Source organism: Psychrobacter sp. I-STPA6b, from assembly GCF_020662265.1.
Lineage (GTDB): Bacteria > Pseudomonadota > Gammaproteobacteria > Pseudomonadales > Moraxellaceae > Psychrobacter.
On the sequence record NZ_VEWM01000057.1, the window covers coordinates 206,543 to 225,964 of the forward strand.

A 19,422-nucleotide genomic window follows, 5' to 3' on the forward strand; every position below is an offset into this window, starting at 1 on the left:
CCTCTCACCCACTTTTATCCAAGTTGTATACAGACAACCCCTGCACACATTTACACTATACATCAACACAACACACTTAGCACCTAGCCCTTGTGACTAGCAACTTTATTTAGTAGGACAATAAAGCCTAATAAATTCCTTGTGAATAAAGGGGCGACACGATACCACGCTTACTCACAAAGTCAATGCCATTAATACGCTTTATTCAACTTTTGGCAAATCCAAAGTCAACTGTTGGCTTTGTTTCATCACCTCACTTGCCAGCTTTTGATAAGCCCGAGAACCTTTAGAATACCTCTCAAAGGTCAGCACAGGCATGCCATGCGCTGGTGCTTCTGCCAAACGCACATTTCTTGGAATGATGGTCTGATACATCAAATCCCCAAAATAGGCTTCCAGCTCAGCAGACACATCATTTGCTAGAGTATTACGAGCATCAAATAAGGTTCGCACCACACCACGAATATGTAAATGTGGATTTAACTCTTTAAGGCGGTCAATGGTATGTGACAAATCTGCCAGTCCTTCAAGGGCATAATACTCACACTGCATCGGAATAATCACCCCTTGCGTTGCAACCATGGCATTGACTGTCAGTAAATTAAGACTCGGTGCACAATCAATGATGACATAGTCATAGCCTGTCAGCGACTGCATGGCCTGCTTTAATAAGCTGTGGCTATCTACCAGTCCCATCAAGCTAATATCAATACCAGACATATCACGGTTTGCACCCACCACATCAAAGCCTGCTGGACTAGTGACTATGGCATCAGCTATTGCAACGCCATCTAATAAAATATCTGCAGTCGTCAACTGCAACTCACGCTTTTCGATGCCAGTACCCGTAGTCGCATTACCTTGCGGATCCAAGTCTATCAATAATACATTATTTTTTTTCGCCGCCAAACAGGCAGCCAAATTCACTGCGGTTGTGGTTTTACCCACACCACCTTTTTGGTTTGCAATGGCAATAATTTCCATAAACACACTCAGTAATACTGACAGTTAAGAGTTAATATAAGATTATTAATATAAAGCAAGAGCGTTTAAAATTAAAATCATTTAAACTGAATTCATTTCCACAAAATAATCAGCCTGTCACTCATACATGTAAATCATGCTAAGCTCTATCAAATAAGATGCAAATTTACTAAATGACGAGTATCTGGCAACTGTGGCACAGACAAGGGTACAACATCAATATTCCATGTTGCCGACAACTGCTGTCTTTCTTCTACTTCAGGGGCATGTCCTTTCATTGCCTGCAAACAGCCATTGGCTTGCATTTTTGGTGAAGCTAGCGTCACAAAGTCTGTTAAGCTGGCAAAAGCACGAGAAGTTACCACATCAAACTGCCCTTCATAATGCTCAATACGGCTGGCGATGGGGGTAATATTCTTTAACGCCAGCTCACTACTAATTTGCTTAATAAAACGAATCTTTTTTTGGTTACTATCCAACACTGTACAATGACGCTCAGGTTGACAAATTGCAATTATCACTCCTGGTAATCCTGCGCCTGTACCAATATCTAACAGTGTACCATCATTTAAGAAAGGAACGATGCTCAAGCAATCAAATAAATGCTTAATCAATGCTTCTTTTGGCTCTGTAATCGCAGTTAGGTTATATGCTTTGTTCCACAATAACAACTTATCTAGGTACATCAGCAATGTTTGTTGTTGCTGAGCTGTCAAAGCCAATTCTATCTGCACCAGTGCTTGTGACAATTGCTCAGAAAAATCTGCACGGTATTTCTCAATTATTTTAAATTGTGTCATAGTTAAAGGTAGCTCACCATCTTATTATATTGAAGGACAAATTGCCTTCATTAGAACCGACATTATATAGTCATTTCTATGAAATTTCACTAATAGAACCTTACTGGTATCTGTAAATAGCAGACGCTATGGTACAGAATTTTGAGGATACTTTTAACTGGCTTAATATACTGGGGTCTGTTGAAGCTCGCTGAAATTAAAAATCCAGATTTCACTTTATAGTAGACGATGTTATCATCGGCAGTTACTTTCTTGAAAATATGTTCATATGCAAAAATCACTATCTTATAAAACTGTCAAACAAATCAAAACTGCCTGTCAACTTAGTGCATCACAAGTGAAGTGTTACACTGATCCAAATACTTTACCAAAAACTACCAATGAGGTCGCTGTTTCTAACAATGCAGATTTTTTAGGTATTGGACAACAACGTGCGCTCACTGCTATTGAGACAGCGTTGGGCATTCCTGCCAGTGGTTATCATATATTTGCAACGGGAGAAAGTGGACTCGGAAAACGTACTCTGATTCTAAAAAAACTGCAAGAACATGCTCAATCACAACGGACAGCAGATGATTGGGTCTATGTCTATAACTTCGTTGCACCTCGCTCACCAATTGCACTATCCTTGCCAGCAGGACTTGCCAGTTTTTTGGCACAAAATATACAACAACTTTGGGAAACTGCCAAAAAACAATTAACCCAACACTTTAATAGTCCACACTATCTCCAGCAGTTAGATATCATCAAACAATCAACGGCAACACAGTCTAACGATAAAAAAAGTAAAAAGAAAAAAAGTCACAGTACATCCAATACCACCATAGCTCATTCTGCACAGCCAAAATATCTGAAGACTGATTTTGCTCAGCTAGTAGAAACATTGACACTAGAAGATAAAGCCATTGCCCATATTGAGTGTCTACAACAAGCCTTAGCATCACATACCATTACCCCTCTATTTAAGACATTTAAACAACAACTGACTGAGTACTGGCACAAAACCACCTTGACTGATGCAGTTAGTAAGCCAATACAATCTGCACAGTTAGATGCTCTCTTAACACATTTACAAAATATAGAAAATGATATGATTACTCATATCATACAGATTGTTAAAGATGCATCAGAGTTTTGCTGTCATGGAATGCAAACTGTTCCTAGTCGTTATGACTTTCATATTATCGCTCAACACACGCCCGCATCTGGTGCGCCTATTGTGTTTGAGGACATGCCCACCCATCTAAATTTACTGGGACATATTGAGCAGTTAACCCAAAATGGTAGCATTAACAGTGATGTTAGTATGATACAGGCAGGTGCATTACATCGTGCCAATGGAGGCTACCTGATATTAGAAGCAAGTCATTTATTAGAACAGCCTTATGCTTGGCAAGGGTTAAAACGAGCCTTACAATCTGGACGTATCAAACTTTCCAGTCTAGAGCAAATGCTGGTACACAGTGACAGCCTATCTCTAACTCCCGCATCTATCCCTCTTAATGTCAAAGTTATTTTATTGGGTGAGCCAGATTTATATGAGCAACTGCTTGAGTTAGAGCCAGACTTTAATGCAATATTTAAAGTTCGTGCTGATTTTCATGATGAAGTCCTCCGTAATAAGGACAGCATTTATGCCATGATTGGCAAAATTACAGACATGATACTGGCAGATAATCTATTGCCATTTGATAATACAGCACTTGCCAGCCTTATTGACCACCTCAGCCTACAAGCAGAAAGCCAACATAAACTAAGTTTACATAGTGACCGTCTGGCACAAATATTACATGAATCCAATCGCCATGCACGGCTTAATGACTGCACTATTGTCTCAGCAAGCCATGTTCAACAAAGCATTGTTGATATTACGCAACGCTCAGGCTATCTTAAAGATTTATACTGGCAAGAGTTAATTGACGGACAACAACTGATAAGTACTCGTGGTAAAGCAGTAGGACAAATTAATGCTTTAACCATCATTAATTATGCAGACAGTGAATTTGGACTGCCAGCACGCCTAACAGCCGTTGTTCAGCATAGTATTGGCACAGGTGATATTTTAGATATTGAGCGTGACGTTGAGCTGGGCGGTAGCCTCCATGCAAAAGGCATGCTGATTATGAATAGTTATCTACGTGCTTTATTTAGTCCATTTCATACTCTTAATTTTACTGCCTCTATGGCTTTTGAACAGAGCTATGCTCATATAGATGGTGATAGTGCCACATTAGCAGAAGCCTGTGCATTACTATCAGCACTAGCAGATACTCCCATACATCAATCTTATGCCATCACAGGCTCTATGAATCAACTTGGAGAAGTACAAGCGGTTGGTGGTATTAATGATAAGATTATTGGGTTTTATGATGCTTGTATTGAGCAAGGACTAACAGGACAGCAAGGTGTTATTATTCCCAGTGCCAATATTAGCCAGTTAATGCTTCGAGATGACATTGTTAAGGCAGTTGCATCAGGGCAGTTTCATATCTATGCGGTACGCACCTTGAGTGAAGCACTGACTATTTTAACTGACCTTAACATCGACCGTATGAATAAGAAACAACGCTACCATAAATCCACCCTTTTTGGGCGTATTTTAAAGCGCTTGGAAATGTGGGAGATGGATAAAGAGCAAGAAGAAGATGACAATATAGAAAAAACGGAAAAAGACAATGGTTAAAATCAAGCTTAACAAAGCTCAAATTTAAAAAATAGGGTCTAAAAATTTAGCCAATGTTTACACAAAAGTAAAATAAGCTATATTCCTTGTAAATACTCACTTGACGGGGTGAATGTTCAACAGACCCTAATGGTAATGAAGAGTAAGTAAGATAAATTTGAGCTAAGATAACAGATTTATAGTAGAACAACACGACAATACCTCGTAACATAACTCCCATCTATAAGCTAAATAAAAGACTAGACACATGGAAACATCACCAAAACAAGACAGCACCGCCACCACCGCCAGACAATGGCAACTTCTTTCACAATTGGAGCGTGGACGCTGGCTCGGTACAGCTCATATTCATGAACAACTACAATTAGCAGGATTTGATGTCAGTCTACGCACCATTCAAAGAGACCTTAATGCACTGGCAAAACGCTTTCCCATCGAAAAAAATAATGCCAATCCTCAAGGTTGGCGCTGGAAAGATGACGCACCCATACAAAGTCTGCCACATATGAACCTTTCACAAGCAGTGGCTTTTAACATGGTTGAAGCCAACTTAGCCCAACTTTTACCACCAGCCATACTTGATGAGTTGTTTCCATGGTTTGACCTTGCACGTCGTCAACTCAAAGACAGCAAACTGACGCATACTTGGCTTGACCGTGTACGTATTGAACCTGCGACACAATCACTAATTGCACCCAGCATTGACCTAAAGTGCAAAGATGGTATTTATGAAGCAATATTTCATCAAAAACAAATTTGTGCCGAATATACCAGACGCAATACAGATGAACCTAGCAACTACCTTCTTAACCCACTCGCTATTGTTCAACGTGGCGTCATTATTTATTTATTGGCAACTCGTGTAGAAGACCCAGAAGCCATTATTCGTACCTTTGCTCTACATCGCTTTACACAAGTAGAAGTTGAGGACGCTGATGTCGTCATACCAAAAGACTTTGACTTAGCAAGTTACCTAGATGCTGGCGGAATGGGATTTGCCCATCCTTCTTTCAAAGATTTACCAAATCATGGAAAAAATACTGCCATTACCCTTGTCTTTCAGGGACAAGCTGGGAAAAGCCTAACCGAAAGTAAACTGAGCGAAGACCAACAAGTCATCGAAAATGAGGAAGATGACACACTGACAGTTACTGCGACTGTCAACTTAACCTCACAACTGGTTTGGTGGTTGCGAGGGTTTGGTAATGGATTAAAACATATCCAACCCAAAATACTTGCAGATGCTGTTAGGCAAACAGAAGAAATTACAGAAAGCTAGTTTCTAATTGATAAATATCAATCATCACAATCCAACATTAGCCCCTATGAACTGAAGAGCCAACTATGTCAGACAGTATACAAACCGACGCATCAACTCTTTCTCAACCTCTACCAGAAACATGGCTACTTAGTGAGCATAATATCAAAAGTCATAACCTTGTTTTTGGTCTAAACTTTCGCCCCACAAAAGTTCCCAAATCAGGGCTTATCAATCGTATAAAAAACAAACAGCAGTCAATGGATATTGATATCTCTTGTCTGTTATTTGATGCTAACTGCACGCTTGTCGATCAAGTCTGGTTTAAACAGTTACGTGACCAATCCCAAGCCATTCGCCATCACGGCGACAGCCTTAATGGTAAAGATAGAGGTAGTTTGGCAGAGATAGACCATAATGTCGATTTAGAGCAGATAGAGCTTCGTCTATCTAAACTTCCTGAAGAAGTGCAATATCTTACATTAATCGTCTCTTCTTACTATGGACAGCCACTAACACAATTAGAATATGGGGCAGTTAGAATCGAAGATGACGAGGGCAACATCATTGACCTACAAGACTTAAATGCTCTACCTGCTAATTGCAATGCTTTATGGTTAGCTTGTCTCAGTCGTGAATTAGGTGAATGGCGTGTCACCATGCACAAATTCCCACTGGCACATCATGACATTCCTCATATTGCTGATGACATCAAAAAAGAGCTACTACGTGCTTTAGCACTTTAAAACATACCAATAACATACTCAAATATAAAAATCCCTTGTTAATATATTAGCAAGGGATTTTTTCAGCCATAAACCTATAAAAAGACTATATAAAACTATAGCTTCTCACCACAATGTGGACAGTAGCATTTTTTTTCCAGCTCTCTCATCTTATTTTCATGCTCCTGCTCTCGTAGCACCTGTGTCACAATCTCTTGTGCATCTTCTTTATTTAACCCAATCTCCCGACGTAGCTTATCAATTTTTAATGTATTCTGCATTAAGCTAATATTTTCATTTAACAACAACTCTTTAAATCTAAGCTCTAACTCTTCACGCCGTTGCTCTAGCTCAGATGCCAGACCAGATGCCAAAATACCTGCAGGTAACGCAGCTAAGCCAACACCCAAAATAGTAATCACTGCCCCCAGTACCTTACCAGTAATAGTAACAGGGACAACATCGCCATATCCCACTGTGGTCAATGTCACCACTGCCCACCACATAGACTTTGGAATCGACTCAAATTCATCAGGCTGTGCTTGATTTTCTACCAGATAAATACCACTAGCAGCCATCACAATCATAATCACAAGAATAAATAGAACTGCTTTAAATGAATCTTTTTCCTTATTTATCACCACCAATAAAATACGCATTGCCACAAAATAGCGTGTTAACTTAAGTAGACGGAACAAACGTAATATTCTTAAGAAACGTAAATCAATATTAACAAAGAAGTTCAAGTATGCAGGGGCAATGGCAATCAAATCAATCAGCCCGCTCGGACTTTTTATCCAGTTCCACCTTTGCCTCCATTTGCCAGCACTGGGATCTGTTTCAACAATACACCAAACCCGCAATAAGTATTCAATCGAAAAGACCACTAAAGAGAAGTCTTCAAACCAATTAAAATACTGCTGATAAGGATAATACCAAGTATCCACCGACTCACAAATAACAGCCGCCACATTCGCCAAAATTAAGAAAATTAAAAAACGATCCACAGCCCTACTGAGTCTATTTTCAAACTCATTATTTTGCAAAACGTCATAAACATATCTTCTTAAACGGCGATAGGCAGTAAGATGACTCATAATATCCCAATAAATAAATGGTAATAATTTAAAAAACTCAATAATATACTAAACCTAATACAATAAATCACCTAAATTCAACTTATTGCTAAGTCATTTTGATTAATAACAACTATACGACCAAATATAATCAAAGAAAACCATAAATAAAAAAGACCATCCGAAGATGGTCTTTTTGTACAATTTCAAAATAATCTATAATAATAATTATAGTAAAATACGACGTGGATCTGCCAGCAATGTTGCCAGATAACGTGTAAACACAGCAGCATCTGCGCCATTAATCACACGGTGGTCATACGACAATGATAATGGCAACATCAAACGAGGCTCAAAGCTTTGCTTATCTGCATTCCAGCGAGGTTGCATCGTTGCTTCTGAGATACCCAAGATACCCACCTGAGGCCAGTTAACCAGTGGTGTAAAGTATGTACCACCCAAATTGCCTTGGCTTGAGATAGTAAAGCTTGCTCCTTGCAAATCTTTTGCACCCAACTTTTTATCACGTGCTTTAGCGGCCAACTCACCAATCTCGATAGCAATCTGTTTAATACCTTTGCTTTGTGCATCTTTGATGACTGGAACAATTAAACCATCATCGGTCGCAACAGCAATACCCATATTAACTGTCTTACGAACAATCAACTGTGTATTATCATCGCTTAAATGACTATTAAACTTAGGATGTTGCATCAACGCATAAGCTGTCGCCTTGACAATAAATGCCAAAATCGTCAGACCAATACCTTGCTTCTTAAAGTCACCTTTTAGCTCACCACGCAGTTTTTCTGTCTCAGTAATATCAGACAAATCAAACTGGGTTACTTGTGGTAAGTAAGTGTTATAGTTAAGCTGTGGAATAGAGACTTTCTGTAGACGGCTCAGGTCTTGAGTCTCTATCTCACCCCAGATATCTGTCTTACTCATATCTGGCAAGTTTGGCAAACCACTATATCCTGTCACATTACCAGCAGAAGCCACTGGTTGAGCAGAAGCACTATTACTCATCTGTGCTTTCACATAAGCAAACACATCCTCTTTGATGATACGCTGATTCACTGCTGAGCCAGAGACTTGAGTAATATCCACTCCCAACTGCCGAGCCAACTTACGTACTGCTGGTCCAGCATACACTTCTGTCAGCTTCTCATTAACTTGTGCTTCTGTCAGTTTTTGTATAGGTGCTGATGCTTGACTTGCTGAAGTAGGCGCAGCTTTGGTTGGTGCTGGCTTGCTACTTTCTGGCTCAGCCTTAGCAGCAGGTTTTTCCACAGGCGTTTGCTCTGGTGCCGGCGCAGTAGATGCACTACCTGAACTACCAACAATAACAATAAAGTCCTGACCGTTGGTTACTGTATCACCAGCTTGTACCAGTATTTTTTCTACCTTACCAGTTGCAGGTGCAGGTACTTCAACAGAAGCCTTATCAGATTCTATTAATAAAATAGACTGCTCAGCTTCCACCTCATCACCAACATTCACCATCACTTCAGCAACTTGTGCCTCATCAACACCGATGTCAGGCAGTCCATAAGTCTGTGCAGATGCTTCTGCTGGGGCTGTTGGCTGTTGCTCTGTCTCTACTGGTGCATCGCTTTCTTGAGACTGCTCTGCACTTTCTGCCTGAGTATCTGCATTCGTTTTTGTCTCAGCATTTTCTGTTGATGCCTCTTGTTCAGCTCCAGCATTGGCACTGATTTCAATCAGTGCGCTGCCTTCACTCACTTGATCACCCACATTAACCAAGATTTTTGTCACTTTACCTGCAGCCGATGCAGGCACTTCAACAGAAGCTTTATCAGACTCTAGTAGTACGATATTGTCATCTTCAGTAATGACATCACCAACACTGACCATAATCTCACTGACTTCTGCACTATCCACACCCAAGTCTGGGGCTAAAATTTCCATTATGCTATTCCTTATTCTGTACTATTTGATGTCTGCATTAATACAATTGCGATTATGTTGTCGTTATTTTGCGACATCATCCTGACCTTCATTAACAATCTCATCATCTTCTTCGATAAGCTCAGGAACTGGATTCGGATTCACATTATCTGGTGCTGGGGCATCTGGGAAGTGATCATAATGAGGCTGTGGTTGCCATGCTGGTGGCTGATCAACGTCTATCTCAAAGCTAGAGATAGCATCTTTCACTAAGCGCATCTCCACTTCACCTTCATCTGCCAGTTGTTTTAATGTGGCCACAACAATATGTGCAGCATCAACATTAAAGAAGCTACGCAACTGCTCACGGCTATCAGAGCGACCAAAGCCGTCTGTACCTAGTGTGGTATAAGGTCTGCTATCTGGCAACCATGCACGAATCTGCTCTGAATAGTTGCGCATATAGTCCGTTGCAGCAACTACGATACCTTCATGTGGTGCAAGCATTTCTGTAACCCAAGGTGTTTTCTCTTCTTCCATTGGGTGCAAACGATTATAGTCATCACACGCCATACCATCACGTGTCAACTCATTAAAGCTGGTCACACTCCATACATTGGCAGAGATATTAAACTCTTCTTTTAATATCTTCGCTGCTTTTTGTACCTCACGCAAGATAACACCAGAGCCTAACAACTGTACCTGAGTTGAACCATTATCTTCTAACAAGTACATACCACGTTTGATACCCTCTTCAACACCCTCAGGCATCTCAGGATGCTCGTAGTTTTCATTCATCAGCGTGATATAGTAATAGACACGCTCACCTTCACCATACATACGGCGTAGACCATCATGCATGATTACGGCTAGCTCATAGCCATAACAAGGGTCATAGCTGACACAGTTTGGCACAGTGCCAAATAATATCTGTGAATGTCCATCTTGGTGTTGCAAACCTTCACCATTTAACGTTGTGCGTCCTGCCGTTGCACCAAGCAAGAAGCCCTGAGCCTGACAATCACCTGCCGCCCACGCCAAATCACCAATGCGTTGGAAGCCAAACATCGAATAGTAAATATATAAAGGAATCATTGGTAGAGCATTGACTGAATAGCTAGTTGCCAACGCAATCCACGCACTCATTGCCCCTGCCTCATTGATACCTTCTTCTAGCATATGCCCATCTTTGGCTTCTTTATAGCCCATCAGTGCATCATTATCTTCTGGTGTATAGGTCTGACCAGCCGCCGAATAAATACCTAACTGACGGAACATACCTTCCAAACCAAACGTTCGTGCTTCATCAGGTACAATCGGTACAACACGATCTTGAATGTCTTTATTTTTCAACATCGCAGACAAGATACGCACAAACACCATTGTTGTTGACTGCTCTTTACCCTTACTACCTTGTAGTATGCGATCAAACAGCGATAACTCAGGAATATTAAGTGCAATATGACCACTACGACGATTCGGTAAATGTCCACCTAAAGACTCACGACGACCTTTCAAATACTTAATCTCAGCCGAGTCTTCTTCAGGACGGTAGAAAGGTAGAGTTTCAAGCTGCTCATCAGTAAATGGCAAATCAAAACGATCACGGAAATATACCAATCCAGCCTGATCTAACTTTTTGATTTGGTGTGCCTTGTTTACAGCCTGTGCCTGATTTGACAAACCATAACCTTTTACTGTTTTTGCCAAAATAACAGTTGGCTGACCCTTCGTTTTCATTGCTTCGCTAAAAGCAGCATACACCTTAACAGGATCATGACCACCACGATTTAGACGGGTAATATCTTCATCAGTCAGGCTATCTGCCATCTCTTTTAACTCAGGATACTTCCCAAAAAACTGCTCACGAACAAACTGAGGATCACGCGCCTCATATAGCTGATACTCACCATCAACCACTTCTTCCATACGATACTTCAACGCACCGCTATCATCACTGGCTAATAAAGGATCCCAACGTCCACCCCAAATTACCTTAATCACACGCCAGCCAGCACCACGGAATACAGACTCAAGCTCTTGGATAATCTTACCATTACCACGTACTGGACCATCCAAGCGTTGCAAATTACAGTTAATTACCCAGATTAAGTTTTCTAAACGCTCACGACCTGCCAGTGAAATAGCACCCAAACTTTCTGGCTCATCCGTCTCACCATCACCCAAGAATGCCCAAATCTTACGTCCTTCATCCTCAAGCAGACCACGATTAACCATATAGTTCTGTACGTGTGCCTGATAGATCGACATAATAGGACCTAGCCCCATAGACACTGTTGGGAACTGCCAATAATCTGGCATCAAATATGGATGCGGGTAGCTTGATAGCCCTTTACCACCGACTTCACGGCGAAAGTTCTCTAACTGCTCCTCATCTAAACGACCCTCGAGGAAAGAGCGCGCATAAATACCGGGTGCAGAATGTCCTTGGTAATAAATCATATCACCACCAAAGTGGTCACTGGCTGCACGGAAAAAATGGTTAAATCCAGTCTCATACAATGTCGCACTAGAAGCAAACGTTGCCAAATGCCCGCCCAAATCATCATCATTCTTATTAGCACGCATCACCATTGCCAATGCGTTATAGCGGATAAGCGCCCGTATTTTGCGCTCCATATGTAAATCGCCAGGATAAGCTGGCTCATCTTCTACTGGAATAGTATTAATATATGCCGTATCCAGACGATTAAAAGGCAGACCTTCTTGTACCGCCATATTATAAAGGGCTTTTAACAAAAACTGAGCGCGATCCTTATCAGCATGCTTGATGACTGACTCGAAGGCATCTAGCCATTCTTGCGTCTCAGTATTGTCATTATCCTTATAGTAGTTCATCGCGAATCCTTTAATATCAAAAAAGTAAAGTGGAAGCCAATTATTCAGGGTATGCTTTACACATTCCCAAGCACTTGAGTATGCTTTATATACTCATACTACTGCCTATTATAGAAGGTTCTTGACCATTTTGTTATCAATCATTAAAAATGACCAACCTATAGCTATTTAGTAAATAAATAGCTACTATACGCAGCGACAAACATCCATAAAATAGTGACATAGTAAAATAGCAACATAGTGATAGTGACCAGACAGTCCCCCCATAAATGAAGTATAACTGGTATAAAATCATACATATTTGTACAATTACCTAATGTTACATTCAATTCTTCTTAAAAAAACACTTTTAACCACTCATACACTATTTAACACATCCCGTATACAATTCTCTTAATAAGTACTTAGAGCTTGGTTACAATGAATCCATATTACTCTAAATATTTTTTGCCTTTGCTCAACTCTTAGTCTGTACCAGCATAATAACAGTGCTCAGACACACACAAAGGCAGCACATATTTTATCATTATCAAGCTAGGAAGACCTGCATGAAACTGCTATATAGTCTACTGACACCTACAGATCGTAAAGCCCAAACCACACAGCGTCTCCAGATGCCACAAGGTATGGAGTCGCATGGTATGTATGACTCGGCAGATGTTCATCTACCAGTCATCAAAACTAATACAAAAAATAGCAAACGTTACCTGCATATCGCAATTGCCATGTTGATGGGTACAGTCAGTATGGGGGCGATGGCAATAGATGATCCATTAGCAGGAAAATATGCAGGGTGGTCAGGACAACCTACATATACAACGACTATCACTGATGGTAGTGAAAGCACACAATTAACCGGAAAACTGACATCACCTAGCGGACAGTTTAATAGTCCTCCTATTATTAATAATCCATCAAACTCCAGCGCTCAAGGTACGAATTATTTTGTACTAACCCAAGATGCAGACAATCGAAATGTTAAAAGCACCTTAACTTTTACTAGTACAAAACTTTTAAGTGACTTAACACTAACACTCTATGATATTGATGCTGCCACATATTGGGATGAAGTAACTATTTATGGTCATAACTCTAAGTCTAATAATCCTAACCAGAAAATTGCTCCAATTGAAGCCCCAGACTTGTTTTCAAACTCTAAAGTTGAAGCTGTCCTAAAAACCTCAGGGCAATCATCGTGGTTAATATTACGACTCCCTGCTACAAATAAAAAAAATACACCTCGTTCTCCTATCTCACATTATACATCCTCAGAATTTGCAAAAGCAGTTACTTTTAGCAGTTCTGTAGACACAATTGTTATTGAATATGGTAATTATACTTTTTCACAACCTAATCCAAATTATACTGAATATTCAAATCCTCAATATCAGTCATTAGGTATAAGATTTGATACAGTAGATATTGGAGGAAGTACATATGTTCCTACAGTTCCTCTTAAACAACCTATTAAATGTCCTGATGACTGGAAGCCGGCTATATCAGATACGTTTGCTTCAGAAGATTATCACAACTTACTTGATGCATTAGGAGAAACTCCCTTTAATGGCAAAACCACACCATACATTTATATTAATGGTATCAATGATGAAAGTTATCTAGATGCCAGAATGAAAACTACATTTGCTAACATAGTACAACAAACAAGTGGTGCTATAAGGGTGTTAGAACGGCAGGCTCCTTTGGGAGGAAGAGTGCAAACATATGTAGAACAGAACCAAACTGTTGCTAACAGCCAAGGTTACAGTATTATTGAATATGAATTTAAAAATAAATTTGATAATAATCCCCAAGAGGTGCGCAACCTTACTCTAAGTATATATGACATTGATTATAATTCTAAAGGTTACAGTGATAAAGTAACTATTACTGGATTTACTAATGATGGTATCCCTGTCAAACCAATAAGAAAATCTATAGGAACAGATGTTGTTGAAGATTCTATTTCTAACTCCTATTATGGCAATCAGGAGTCTGGTAATAATATTTGTCGTTCACAACCATTTGATTCTAGATGCTATGTAACTGTGAAATTTGAATCACCTATTGTAAAATATCAAATTAAATATAATAACAAAGAAAGTTTCTCCTCTTATATATCACAAGAAATCTTCTCAACCTTAGATGGCTACTGCTATCAACCACAACCACGTTTAGTGTACTCTAAAGACCTGAGTGCTAACCGCATCCATGATACTGATCAGTTTACAGTTCAAGTTTTAGCAGATAATAGTAATATAACATTCCCTACTAACACTACTACTGAAGGTACTGGTAACACTATCGATGCGGGGACAGGTACAACAGGAACATTTAAAGTTAACCCAACCAAAACCTATACTTTAACTGAAGCTGCATCTGGTACTACTGACCTATCCAACTATCAAGCAACCTATAAATGTGCCAATGCCAATGGAAGCGAGATAGAATCAACCAACCCTTTAAATCCGAAAGCATTCAAAATGACCTATGGTCAAGAGTGGACATGTACTGTTACCAACGCTCCTAAAAAATACGTCTTTGAAGGCACAGTGTTCAATGACAATGGTGGTATCAGTGATAGCAAGGCTAGCCCTACAGCATTAGGTGGTGTTTATGACAATGATAAGTACTTCAATGGTCAACTAGATGAAGGTGAAAAGGGTATTTATGAAACTGGCCTCAAAGTTTCTTTAACAGACTGCAATAATCATATTATTGACACTGCTGATGTATCAAGTAGTGGTGACAATATTGGTAAATATACTATCAGTATTCCCAAAAGTGAACTCAATGGTGCAACTTCGGTATGTCTTGTTGAGCATACTGGGGATGATCTAAGTGAAAACTTGCAAACATATAGCATAGATACTTCACCCAATAAGCTCCCTATTACTCTAGACTCAGAGCAACTAGAATACCCAAATCAGAATTTTGGTAATGTAACCGAAGAAAATACTGCCCTTGTATTAGTCAAGCGTCAATATTTCCATGATTGTAAAAAAACTATCTCTGATATTCAGAATGCAGAAATAGATCCCAGTGGTGGACCAACAGCTGGTTTTAGTAAAGATACAATTACCGATGACCAAGGAGGAACGGGTAGTATTGGTATCAAACAATGTATCGCCTATCGTATTGATGCATATAACAGAGGTTTTGTAGAGTTATCTCAAGTTATTATCAAAGATACACTGCCAGAGAGATCTATCCTAACGACACCTCTGCCTAACAGTCCTGATGATATAAGCTTTAGTGATAGTTCGATTGGTGAAAGCGAAAATGGTCAAGTCATTACTAACCCATTTATATTACCTAAACGAACCAACTCAAGTGAATTAAAAAGAAAAGCTATTTTCTTTAATACTAATTTCAATATCAATTAAGCAATAAAAAACCATAATTCGTTATAAATTTATAAAATAGCCCTCTATAAATAGAGGGCTATTTTTATCTCAATAACCTTTTTCTATAAGAAAAAGCTTTCCTCACAGACACATGTCAAAGAAATCTAAAACAGATATACCTCAAAAAGCACAGATAGTACAGTTGTACAGTAAACATAGTCAACACCACAACTGTTTAATAGTTCTTTGACTATAATTTACCTTGACTATCTTCATTGGATATAACTAGCATTTCATACTCAAAAAAAGTACCTATTAACACCTTGTTTCATAGAATTTCTCAGCAAGATAATAACAGTAAATTAAATATAAAATTAAAAAAACTATAATAACATCAAATATCAGCAATATTTCCCAGTCTCTCAATTTTATTATTAAGTTTATTTTTTGACAAACGGTATAAATATCAAGACAAAAAGCATAAATGGCTTATTCAGATGGACCAATGAACTCATAACAACCATTAGCTAGACAGTAAATCTTAATATATCTAAGTTGACAATATCCCTATTTTTTATATGGATATAAAGTCAATACAGTCACTTTTATTCTACTGACACCATGCTAACCTGATCTCAGTTTCCTAAATAGCACCGCCTATATTTTAAGTAAGTAGAAAATCATTATACCATACCTCAACTCATTGATATTAAAAAGAAAATAATAAAAAATAGTATCGCTAGTCTATAACAACACACTAACTTAAACTACAAATCACCGTAAATAAAGAAAAACTAACACAACATAACACCAAAATTTATCATCTATTTATCTGACCATATCTGACTATATTTCAGCAACACACTGACAGATTTTGACGTAATTAATAAACAAAATTGTATAATATCAATAAAAAAGCAGTAAATTAAAATCAAAAACATATCATAGATATGTAATATTTCTGCATTGTACTGACCATTCATCCCATTTAAATACAAATAAATGGTTTTCGTCCTCTATTCCATTCACTCCATCGAAACATGCTTTAAGAGCATCTTCATTATCACTATAATTATTAACATTGATACTTCTATAAGAATAACTCAACTGTTACTAAACAGATATGCTACAAAACACAAAACTTATGGAATGTGATATCAATAGTAGGATTGGCTTAATCAACATAGCAGTCAATGCTATCACTGATTCAATATAGCTCAACTACGACACTCAAGGAGAAAACTTTGAAACTATCTCAACTAGCACGTATCGCACTACTGGCAGCCACGACTTTTCTAGCAGGAGGCACTTCAGCATTCGCTGCCGATGCACTGCAAATGAACCTACAACAGTTTAAAGTCGTTAAAGCCAATGATGGCAAAATAAGCTATGTTCCGGTTACTACTGCCGATGCAGGTACTGTTATCCAGTACAAAGCGACCTATAGCAATGTCACAAATACACCGATTAATGACATCACTATCACTGTCCCTGTTCCTGTCGGCATGAGCTTCACAGGTGAAGCTTACCCTGCCAGTGCACAAGCGACTACTGATGGCACGAATTATGCAGATATGCCTCTGATGCGCCGTGTTAATGGCAAATTAGTAAAAGTACCCTATTCTGAATACAAGTCTTTGCGCTGGAATATCAAGCTACTTCCAGCCAAAAAATCCGCCGACGTTAGCTTAAATGCAACCGTCAATTAAATCAAACCACTTGGACACAATGTCCTTAATTTTACTACCCGAAGTCTTAGGAGACTGACACATGAAAAAACAAAACTTTCAACAATCTTTACTTGCAGTTGGTGTTATCGCTGCATTAGGTCTATCAGGGACGGCTATTGCAGCTGAAGCAAAACCTGTTACAGAAACCTTTGACGTTACCAACGTTGCAAAAGCTACTTACCAAGTAGATGGAGTAGAGCAAGGTGAAGTAGAATCTAACCCAGTAACCGTTACTGTAAGTAAAGTTATTAAGTTTGAACTAACTAATAACAATGACAAAAAAGTAACTCCAGATGGTACAGTAACTTTTGACCACAAACTAACCAACAAAGGTAACACTGACGATACCTATACAGTAAAAGTTGAAGACCTAACTTCGGGTGATGACTTTGACTATACAGGCACAACTGTCAAATATAAAAAACCAGGTATGGCTACCTATGAAGAGATTCCACCTGAAGGTATTACCTTAAAACCAGATGAAACAGCCGATATCCAAGTAACAACTAAAGCTTCAGATAATGACATAAATGAAGCTGGTAAGCTAAAAGTTACTGCTGAAAGTACACTAAACCCAGCAGAATCAGGAAAAGTTACCAATATCGATACAGCTGTAACTGTCACTCCTATCTTTGCCATCAAAAAAACAGCTGAAGTAACTCAAATCATTGCTGGCTCTACAGCACCATTTGAATATCGCATTGAAATTAAAAACACTGGTAATATGGATGCCAATGGTATAACGATTGAAGATGCTCTACCAGCTGGCTTAGTATTTGCAGACGATAAAGAACTTTCTGTACAAGTCAATGGTAGTAATGCTGACCATACTGATGCTTCAACCGGAAATACATTAGTACTAACAGGTATCAATATTGCTAAAGAAAGTGCTGAAACGCTTGTTGTTAAATTTAAAGTAAAACCAGTAAATGCAACAGATGGCACTACATATGAAAACATTGCTACTGTTAAATACACACCAACAGGTGACGGTACAGAAGGTGGTGGTGCAGAGATTATTGATACCTCTAAGCATGATGATGACGTTGCAGGTGATCCAAATGACACCAATGATACTCCAGCACCAAAAATTCAAGTACTAAAACCTGGTTTGACATTTGAGTCACCTGAAGAGATTACTCTACCACCTACTGGTGCAAACGATACGAATGACTCTGTCTTCAAGCATACCATCACCAATACTGGTACAACAGATCAAAACAACTTAAAACTAACTACAGACGTTACTTTAGATAGTGGTAATATCTCACAGACCATCTATGTAGACAATGGTGATGGTATATTTAATCCTAGTGAAGATACTATATATGCTGGTACTACACTACCAACTATCAAACCAGGTAAACATCTAGACATCTTTGTCGTCAATACTGCAACTAATGCTAACCCTGGTACAGATGGTGTATCAGCACTAAGAGAAGAGTATACCATTAAAGTTTCTGGAAGTGGCCTAGCTACTACTGCTAATCTACCATCAGTAACAGATAAAGTGAAAATTGCTGCTCTTGAACTTAAAAAAGAACAAGCAGTAGCTGCTTGTGAAGCAGATTTAAGTTCATTGACATTCTCAAAAGCAGCCATAACAGAAGATGTAGAACCAGGTCAGTGTATCTACTATCAAATCTCAGCAATCAACCATTTACCAAGCTCAAACCCAACTCAGCAACTAAAAGAAATCACAAATCTAATGATTTCGGATACGCTTGATGAAGTTGGTACAGGCATTGGCAAAGTAACATTTAACAATGATATTACTAATACTGGTCTAACCAATGCTGCTACTTATGACTCTGGTAGTAAAACTGTATCTAGTGCTGGTAATACCCTAGCAGCCGAAGCAACTGCTAAAGTTAACTTCAGTGTTACAATTAACGAGCGATAAGAACAAGCGAACATATCGTTTTATTCTTATCTCAGATATCATTAAAAATATCTAAATATAATATCTAAGCAACATTATCTTCCTTTTGTCCAGTACAGAAGGAAGATAGCCCAAGCTTTAACTCTTTTTTCCTTTATTTATTTACATAA

General features: G+C 38.8%; 11 protein-coding genes. 6 read left to right on the forward strand and 5 right to left on the reverse strand.

Annotated features, from left to right (window positions below):
* Nucleotides 1-201 precede the first annotated feature (201 nt).
* Both FHK88_RS04850 and rsmG read right to left on the reverse strand, forming a co-directional pair.
* Nucleotides 202-984, reverse strand: a complete 783-nt coding sequence (locus FHK88_RS04850) for a ParA family protein (RefSeq protein WP_227429629.1) — start codon at nucleotides 982-984, stop codon at nucleotides 202-204.
* A 149-nt stretch (nucleotides 985-1,133) separates the two neighbouring features.
* A complete protein-coding gene (gene rsmG / locus FHK88_RS04855) occupies nucleotides 1,134-1,784 on the reverse strand; it encodes a 16S rRNA (guanine(527)-N(7))-methyltransferase RsmG (RefSeq protein ID WP_227429630.1) in 651 nt (216 codons plus the stop codon).
* Between the two features lie 268 nt (nucleotides 1,785-2,052).
* Here rsmG and FHK88_RS04860 point away from each other — a divergent pair, with 268 nt between their 5' ends.
* From FHK88_RS04860 to FHK88_RS04870, 3 genes are all read left to right on the forward strand, one after another.
* A complete protein-coding gene (locus tag FHK88_RS04860) occupies nucleotides 2,053-4,467 on the forward strand; it encodes a Lon protease family protein (protein WP_227429631.1) in 2,415 nt (804 codons plus the stop codon).
* A 247-nt stretch (nucleotides 4,468-4,714) separates the two neighbouring features.
* Nucleotides 4,715-5,746, forward strand: coding sequence for a helix-turn-helix transcriptional regulator (locus FHK88_RS04865; RefSeq protein ID WP_227429632.1), 1,032 nt, complete (start codon nucleotides 4,715-4,717; stop codon nucleotides 5,744-5,746).
* 65 nt (nucleotides 5,747-5,811) lie between these two features.
* Complete coding sequence (locus FHK88_RS04870; protein WP_227429633.1) at nucleotides 5,812-6,471, forward strand: TerD family protein; 660 nt, start codon at nucleotides 5,812-5,814, stop codon at nucleotides 6,469-6,471.
* 95 nt (nucleotides 6,472-6,566) lie between these two features.
* Here FHK88_RS04870 and FHK88_RS04875 read toward each other — a convergent pair whose 3' ends face one another.
* The 3 genes from FHK88_RS04875 to aceE all read right to left on the reverse strand — a co-directional run bounded on the left by FHK88_RS04875 (nucleotide 6,567) and on the right by aceE (nucleotide 12,296).
* Nucleotides 6,567-7,547, reverse strand: coding sequence for an ion transporter (locus FHK88_RS04875; RefSeq protein WP_227429634.1), 981 nt, complete (start codon nucleotides 7,545-7,547; stop codon nucleotides 6,567-6,569).
* 207 nt (nucleotides 7,548-7,754) lie between these two features.
* On the reverse strand, nucleotides 7,755-9,458 hold the full coding sequence (locus tag FHK88_RS04880) for a 2-oxo acid dehydrogenase subunit E2 (protein WP_227429635.1): 1,704 nt from the start codon (nucleotides 9,456-9,458) through the stop codon (nucleotides 7,755-7,757).
* Between the two features lie 63 nt (nucleotides 9,459-9,521).
* Entirely contained in the window at nucleotides 9,522-12,296 is a 2,775-nt protein-coding gene (gene aceE / locus FHK88_RS04885; RefSeq protein ID WP_227429636.1) for a pyruvate dehydrogenase (acetyl-transferring), homodimeric type, read from the reverse strand.
* Between the two features lie 548 nt (nucleotides 12,297-12,844).
* Here aceE and FHK88_RS04890 point away from each other — a divergent pair.
* From FHK88_RS04890 to FHK88_RS04900, 3 genes are all read left to right on the forward strand, one after another.
* Nucleotides 12,845-15,679, forward strand: coding sequence for a hypothetical protein (locus FHK88_RS04890; protein ID WP_227429637.1), 2,835 nt, complete (start codon nucleotides 12,845-12,847; stop codon nucleotides 15,677-15,679).
* Between the two features lie 1,205 nt (nucleotides 15,680-16,884).
* On the forward strand, nucleotides 16,885-17,349 hold the full coding sequence (locus tag FHK88_RS04895) for a hypothetical protein (RefSeq protein ID WP_227429638.1): 465 nt from the start codon (nucleotides 16,885-16,887) through the stop codon (nucleotides 17,347-17,349).
* A gap of 61 nt (nucleotides 17,350-17,410) precedes the next feature.
* Nucleotides 17,411-19,273, forward strand: a complete 1,863-nt coding sequence (locus FHK88_RS04900) for a DUF11 domain-containing protein (protein WP_227429639.1) — start codon at nucleotides 17,411-17,413, stop codon at nucleotides 19,271-19,273.
* Nucleotides 19,274-19,422 lie beyond the last annotated feature (149 nt).